Here is a 7,403-nt window from a genome sequence, read left to right on the forward strand (position 1 = left end):
CATATCCCAAAGGTATGCGGGATCAATGAGATATCTGCGCGTAGCTAAAGGCTATGACACAAATACCTTATGCAGACAATTGCTCTATGATTGAATCTCAGCCTCAAATAATATTTTACTTGCCATGCGAACAAAAAATTGAAAATACTACGCTACACACAACCAAATAATATACCCAATTGTCAGGGAAAAATTTTTCTCATCTATGGATCAGTATTTCGCGAAGAAGCTAAAAGAGCGCCGCATCCTTCTTGGGCTGAGTCAAAAACAGCTGGCCCAAACTCTGGGGATAAGATCTCAGCAAATTCAGAATTATGAGTACGGCCTTAGCAGAATTACAGCCAGCACACTCTACAGACTTTCTAAGGCACTTCACGTCTCGCCGGATTATTTCTTTACAAATGCGAACCACGCAGCCACGCAGGACTATATAAGCGATCCTCACCTCTTACCCCTGTTGCGATATTTCTGGAGCATTCCCAATGTGCGCTGCCGAGAGGGTATCCTCGTTGTATTCAAATCCCTATCAGAAAAAGAGGAATTCCATAGAGAGCAGGAAAAAGAATTAAGTTTTCCCGCCGAATAGCTATGAAGCTATATTCAGCATTATAATACACATGTATTTGAGAATATTAAGCCTCAACCATCATAAATACAGGTTGAATATCTCCCGAAAATTTACAACTCCGGTTTAAATATTTTATATCCTTTCATGTGGTTCACAAATCTTTATCGCAATGCGATATAGTGAAGGCTGTGCAATCCATCGGGGGTGAAAATGGCTGGCCCATTTCGCTACAAGGCCTTTATAAGCTACAGCCATCTTGACAAAAAGTGGGGCCGCTGGCTGTTGCGGACTCTAGAAAACTACAGAATTCCCAAGCACCTTGTTGGTGAAAATTCGGCCTACGGTCCTATTCCTGGCCGCTTGCTGCCCATCTTTCAGGATCGCGAAGAATTACCGGCGGCAAGCGATCTAAGCGCGGCCGTACGTGCGGCCCTTCATGCTTCGGAATTTCTGATTGTTCTTTGCTCTCCGCGGTCAGCTGCTTCCCATTGGGTTAATCAGGAGATTGTGGAATTCAAGAAACGCCACGGCGAGCATCGTATTCTCGCCGTCATCATCGATGGCATTCCTTTCGCCTCTGAAGGCGATACCCCTCCTCTTGAATGCTTTCCACCCGCGCTACGCAGGAAACTGGGGCCGGATGGAACACTTTCCAATCAGAAGGCCGAGCCAATTGCCGCCGATATTAGGGCTTCAGGCGACGGGCGCCGGCTTGGCCGCCTGAAACTGATCGCGGGCATGATTGGTGTCTCCCTAGACGATCTGGTCCAAAGAGACCTTCAACGGCGGCAAAAACGCGTGACCGCCATCACGCTATTCTCGCTAATTGCCGTGCTAGCCATGGTGGTGCTGACCATAGCGGCGACGGACGCGAGGCGGGTGGCTGAGTTGCGCCGATCAGAAGCAGAAGGGCTGGTTGAATTCATGTTGACGGATTTACGGGAAAAGCTGGAGCCTGTGGGACGTCTTGAGGCCTTGGACTCTGTGGCGAGCAAAGCTATCGGTTATTATGCCGAGCAACGGCTTGAGCAGATGCCAGATGATTCTGTTGGCCGCAGAGCCCGCGCCCTGCTGCTACTCGGCGAGATTGATGCCTTGAAAGGCAAAATCAACGATGCAGAAGAAATGTTTCAAAGCGCTTGGAATGATACATCCGTTTTATTGAGTAAGTCGCCAGATGATCCTCGCCGTATTTTCGATCATGCCCAAAGTGTGTATTGGCTGGGCTTTGTCGATTGGCAGCGCGGTCAATGGGCGGAAGCGGAGAAAGCCTTTCGCACCTATAAAACATTGGCCAACCGCATGGTCACGATTGAGCCTGACAATCTCGATTATGTGCTGGAGCAGGCCTATACAGACAATCTTCTCGGCATGCTTTACCTTCGAAATCTGGACCGCCCACGCGACGCCATCGCTGCCTTCGAGCGCGTTTTGAAGGGCTATAAGCGGGTCTATGCTGGTCGCATGAATGAAAGAAAAGCGGTCATCGCTCTCGCCGATGCCAATTCCTGGTTATCTGAGGCCCTCGCCGTCACCGGCCATCTGAAAAATGCAGAAGACAGGATCGCCGAGCAATTGGCAATCTATACTCCCTATCTTGCGGCGAATCCCGAAGATTTCTCGGTTAAGGACCGTCATCTATGGGGGCAATTGCGGATGGTCATGTCACTCTTCAACCGGGGCAAAACTATAACGGCTCTGGCTCTGGTTAAAAATACAGTGGAAGACGCGGTAAAACTGGTCGACCATGATCCAGAGAATACCGATTGGATACGAATTGCCGCTGTAGCCTATATGCGACAGGCAGGGTTTCTGTTAACACTCGACCGCATCGGGGACGGAGCAGAAGCGCTCAAAAAGGCTGAGGAATACGAAGCAAGGCTGAGAGAGAAAAGAGCATTTCTGCCGGTTCATTGGCGTGTAACGACTGAATATCGGCTCGACCTGCTCCGGGCCCAGCTTTCATTGAAGCAAAACGATCCTGAAGCTGCTTTATCGCCGCTGGAGACAATGCTGAGCGAAATTCCTGATCTGGAAGACGAAGAATCTTCATCGGAACTTTTGAATAATTTTACAATTGCCGCGCATCATGCATATGGCGACGCGTTGTCCGCACTAGGGCGGAAAAACGATGCCCTTCAGCACTGGCATCGTGTCGTTGAATTGACCTCCGATTCCTATCCAGATTTGATTGCCTATATTTCGGACCTCCGCGCACGCTGCCTATTACGCCTTGGCCGCGTGGAGGAAGCGGCCATGGTGGTGCAGGAGTTGCGCGAACGAGGCTATGCTCAGGCAGATTTCATGGAATTCTTTAAATTAGAACGCTCAGACGTTCAACATGCTGCGGAATAATTGAGAAACACTGCCCCAAGGAGGGCCGGGAGTAAAAGAATGACGGATGATACTGTCCCCGCAACAGATGATTGGGGGACCATGGACCTGACGAAAATCTGCATCATCGGCTTTTCCGGCGATACCGGTGCGTTCAGCGAAACACTGATTACTCTGGACCATGACCTGCCCGACGCGGATATTATACAACTGCTCGATCATTATGATCGGGGCGACGATATTATACAGCTTTATGGCGCAAGCATCGGCTCGACCATGACCGAAAAATCGGAAACCCCTTTTGATCTATTTCTCGAAGATGAAGGTGGCGTGAAGGTCGTTTATTATCTGGTCGCTGAAGGCTGGTATTTTGCGCCTGATGGCCCGGCGCTGACCCTTAAAGAACCCGACCCCCATGGACAATTCTGGGGGCTGCGCCTGCTGGGGCCTGACGCCAATGCACCAAAAATCATTCGTGTACAGAACCTGAATTCGGTACAGCATCATTATTATTTCAATCTGCATGCTGTTTTCACCGATGCCAATGCCATCCCGCTTTTCGTTACCATTGATCCTGTCATGGGCAATGAAAGTGGAGGAGGGCCACGATAGGCGGGCCACAGCAATAACACGCATTTCCAATGAACTGATGCATATCACATGCGGCTCCCACATTGCCGAAAAACAGGAAAACAGATGTCGACGCTAAATAATAAATGGCTCAATCGGGCTGAATATGCACCCATGAAGGCATAAGCGGCCCAATGTTTGAAACACGGCTTAGCCTGATCGGCTTTGCGCCCAACAGCCATAAGCTGACCACAAGAAACTATCTGCTTGATCACGATGTGCCTGACCATGTCCTTCCCGAAGTGATGGAGACGGCAAGAACCAGGCAAAGCAGGCATCTGCCAACAGGCATGCGTGAGGAAACCGGGCGGCGAAAGCGGACTGAGAATTCCCTTGATCTCGTAACGTCGAAACGTATTCCCACCAGAATTGTTTATGCTCTTGAACTGGACAACTGGTCGTTCGCTGAAGAGATCCCCGCCTTTGCCCTGCGTAATTATGATGATTACCAGCAATTCTGGGACTTGAGGCCCGTTAGCCGCAAAGATGGAAAGATAAAGGCAATCAGCCTGCAATATCTGAATGCTGTGGGATCCCCCTATGATGTAACGCTCAATATCGCTGTTGAGCAACCTGGGATTGGCAGAATGCTCCGTACGCTGATCAAACTACATCCCCGCATTATCAATGCGTCTTGAATGACGTGAATATGGCAAAATGTGTGCCCTACTAAAATCAATGGGCGCACATAAATGTGGAATGCTGTGACGGACTGTCCCGACGATAAGAGCGACCTGTTCGACATTGATGCACTGATCAAAGCTGGCGAACTGCTTGCCGCTTATGACAAGGCCCGGACGTTTCTCAAAAGCCAACCCCATTCCCTTTCCATGCGACATCGCGCTGTTTTATGCCTTGCACGCGCGGGCGCGCTTGAACAGGCGCAAAAGGAATATAACCGTTTGGGGTTGGATGCCATCACGGATAATGAGGATATTCTGGCACTTGGCGGGCGGGTGTTAAAAGCAATTGCACTTGAAGAAACCGGCACCCAACGCCATCGCTTGGCGATGGCCTCTGCTGATAAATATGCACAGGCTTATCAGAAAACCGGTGGGTATTTTACGGGCATCAATACCGCAACCATGAGCCTCATAGCTGGCAATAAAGACCGGGCAATGACTATGGCTGGAAAGGTTCTTGCCTCTTTGCCCAATGTAAACGATGCTCGGGCTGAAACCACTTATTATCAAGAAGCGACACGCGCGGAAGCGCTTTTGCTACTCGGTCTGCGCGAAGAAGCGAAAGGCCACCTTGCCACATCCATCGCATGCGACCCGAAAAATTATTCCGCGAGAGCCGGAACACTTGCCCAACTGAAATTAATTGAAAATGCTCTTGATCAGAATCCCCAATGGCTTGATGCATTTCGCCCCCCAAACGCGATGCATTTCACGGGGCATATGTTCGATGCACGGCATGATAAAGGGCCGCACAATGAAAATGCCATTATCGAACGTGTGACCAGATTAATTCATGAAGAAAAGATCGGTTTCGGATTCGGCGCGCTTGCCGCCGGTGCAGATATTATCATTGCCGAAACACTTTTGGCGCTTGGAAAAGAACTTCACCTTGTTCAACCCGCACCAGACGACGCTTTTATCCAAGCATCGCTAATACCATTCGGCCCAGATTGGCATGATAGATTCCAATTTTGCAAAAAACGCGCAGCAACAATTTCATATGTTAATGATGGACGGCTTATACCGATGGCCTTGACATGGCCTTCTCCAGCCGAGTTGCAATGGGGCATGCTGTCATCCGGGCGCGAGCCATTGGCAGCAAGCCCGTTCAGTTCGCAGTTTGGGATGGGCAACCGGTCAATTTTCCGGCGGGGACCGCACATGATGTTACCTGCTGGCAACAGACCGGACGTCGGCAAGTCATCCATCCCTTCAAGGGAGTGCGCAATGCTGCCCAGCATAATAGGCAGCACACAACCCAATCGCCACGCTCTGCGATCAAACGCGATCTGATGGCGATGCTTTTCCTAGACACGCATGGTTTTGGAAAATTAGATGATGAGGGCGCCTCACTTTTTATCGAGAATGTCCTACAACCCATGTCAGCGTGTTGTGCGCAACTGGAGGGCCGCCCTTCGATAATCAACACATGGGGAGATGGTCTCTTCCTCGCCTTCAACAATATTGTTGATGCTGCGGAAGCGGCGTTGATCCTGCAGAATGAATTTCGCAAGATCAATCTTGAAAAGGCAGGGCTTCCACATACCCTTTCCGTTCGCATAGGATGCCACTTTGGCCCAGTGCAGCAATATATTGATCCTTTTCTAAAACGACCGAATATATTTGGCAAACATGTGACAATCGCGGCAAGAATTGAGCAGGTCACACTTCCCGGATCTATCTATGTCAGCGAGCCATTTGCTTCCATTCTCACCACATCCTCTGATCACAACTGCAAATGTGAGTATATTGGGCGTATCAAGATAAGAACTTCAGAGGGAATTATGCCGCTTTTCAGTCTCCGCTATGCGACGCCCCAATCGCGCTCTCAAAACAGCTTTCCTGTTCCTGCAAAGGAGCAATGAGGAGATATCCTGATTTTTTCACGATAAGGCCCCGGCGTACCAAATCATTGATTGTCCGGGATGCCGTTTCACGCGTTGAATTCACTCTCCGCGCCAACACAGATATTACGGGAACGGGACGAATAACGCCCCATTGAGACAGCTCACCTTCTTTGAAATCCGCCAGCCTCAATAGCTCGGCATATATGCGCCCCGGAGCGGATAGAGCAGAAAGCTCAAACATTCTGCGCGTTGTATTGCGTAAATGCTCAATCAAACGCCGAGAGACGATTATCCCCAAATTACCATGGCGCTGCATGAGCCCGATAAAAACCTTGGCACTATAAAGTGCCACAGTTACCTCAGTCACGGCCCTGATTTCCGCCGTACGTGGCATATCTCCCAGAGCCGCCATCTCTCCAAACAGATCTCCCGGTGTCAGATCATCAATCCAAACATCTTGGCCCTCCACAGAAACAACATCCGCCCGTGCTCGCCCCTTCAGAATAAGAAAAACGTCATTATCCGTTTCATCGTGCATGACAATGGTTTTCCGCGGGCTAAAGCGCTTAATCCGCATGGATGAAATAAGATCATCCTTAAGGCGTGCATCCGAGCCGGCAAGCTTTCCCAACGCCAATTTCATCTCCCGGTCTAGTTGCAGCATCCCTATTTCACCGTCACTCTGTCATTCGTGTCTCACCAAGTGATACCCTATAGTTTGACCTGTTTCCCTAAAATACCCCCAGATACCTCTATATTTGTAAGCACATACTTGGCTAATTTTTCAGCATGAAGGCCACCATGACAAAACCAATTTCAGCGATAATTTTAAGCGAGGTGTTGTTATCAAATCGCAGAACGAGGGCATTGGGAGTATCCGGTCTTCGGTATAGCGTATCTTTGGTCCATGAAGCTGATGAAGCGGATATATCCCACCGTCATTTTTAATGCCCAATCTGTGAAGTTTCAGAGATACCGATAACCGAATAGCCAAAAAAGGCAGTTTGCGTGGCCTTCAACCCCGTTCCGTGAAACGACTCTAAATAAACACTGGACAGTTGCACGAATAACTGGAAAGAATACCCGTATCAAGTGTACTTCAAGAGGGCGCTGCATGGTGCTTTGCCCCCAATGCCACGGGTTATATGGATTGTGCACATCCTGTCTGTCATTGGCACGCGCCCAGAGGCTATCAAACTCGCTCCTCTCATTCTGGAGCTCGAGCAAAAACGTGACATCACGCACAGCTTGTGCCTGACAGGCCAGCACCGGGATTTGGTGCAGCCGGTGTTGCAACAATTTGGCCTCAAAAGCACATATGATCTGGACCTGATGGTTCCC

General features: G+C 49.7%; 7 protein-coding genes and 1 pseudogene. 7 read left to right on the forward strand and 1 reads right to left on the reverse strand.

Going from position 1 to position 7,403, the window contains the following annotated elements; translation table 11 throughout:
* Nucleotides 1-205: 205 nt before the first annotated feature.
* From JCM17844_RS13745 to JCM17844_RS13765, 6 genes are all read left to right on the forward strand, one after another.
* Nucleotides 206-586, forward strand: coding sequence for a helix-turn-helix domain-containing protein (locus JCM17844_RS13745; protein WP_150001471.1), 381 nt, complete (start codon nt 206-208; stop codon nt 584-586).
* A gap of 192 nt (nt 587-778) precedes the next feature.
* Nucleotides 779-2,923: a toll/interleukin-1 receptor domain-containing protein gene (locus JCM17844_RS13750; RefSeq protein ID WP_150001472.1), complete on the forward strand. Its 2,145-nt coding sequence runs from the start codon at nt 779-781 to the stop codon at nt 2,921-2,923.
* Between the two features lie 39 nt (nt 2,924-2,962).
* A complete protein-coding gene (locus JCM17844_RS13755; RefSeq protein ID WP_150001473.1) occupies nt 2,963-3,514 on the forward strand; it encodes a hypothetical protein in 552 nt (183 codons plus the stop codon).
* A 152-nt stretch (nt 3,515-3,666) separates the two neighbouring features.
* Nucleotides 3,667-4,170 (forward strand): hypothetical protein, encoded by a 504-nt coding sequence (locus JCM17844_RS13760; RefSeq protein WP_150001474.1) that lies wholly within the window; start codon nt 3,667-3,669, stop codon nt 4,168-4,170.
* Nucleotides 4,171-4,224: 54 nt separating this feature from the next.
* Nucleotides 4,225-5,508 (forward strand): tetratricopeptide repeat-containing protein, encoded by a 1,284-nt coding sequence (locus JCM17844_RS15555; RefSeq protein ID WP_210432032.1) that lies wholly within the window; start codon nt 4,225-4,227, stop codon nt 5,506-5,508.
* Nucleotides 5,508-6,080: an adenylate/guanylate cyclase domain-containing protein gene (locus JCM17844_RS13765; protein ID WP_210432033.1), complete on the forward strand. Its 573-nt coding sequence runs from the start codon at nt 5,508-5,510 to the stop codon at nt 6,078-6,080. The genes JCM17844_RS15555 and JCM17844_RS13765 overlap by 1 nt, the downstream gene beginning before the upstream one ends.
* Here JCM17844_RS13765 and JCM17844_RS13770 read toward each other — a convergent pair.
* On the reverse strand, nt 6,010-6,726 hold the full coding sequence (locus JCM17844_RS13770) for a Crp/Fnr family transcriptional regulator (protein ID WP_150001476.1): 717 nt from the start codon (nt 6,724-6,726) through the stop codon (nt 6,010-6,012). The two genes, JCM17844_RS13765 and JCM17844_RS13770, sit on opposite strands and share 71 nt — an antisense overlap.
* 467 nt (nt 6,727-7,193) lie before the next feature.
* Here JCM17844_RS13770 and JCM17844_RS15560 point away from each other — a divergent pair.
* A pseudogene (locus tag JCM17844_RS15560) lies at nt 7,194-7,403 on the forward strand (non-hydrolyzing UDP-N-acetylglucosamine 2-epimerase); the annotation flags it as partial.

It is taken from the genome of Iodidimonas gelatinilytica (assembly GCF_008579125.1).
GTDB classification, from domain to species: Bacteria; Pseudomonadota; Alphaproteobacteria; order Sphingomonadales; family Rhodothalassiaceae; genus Iodidimonas; species Iodidimonas muriae.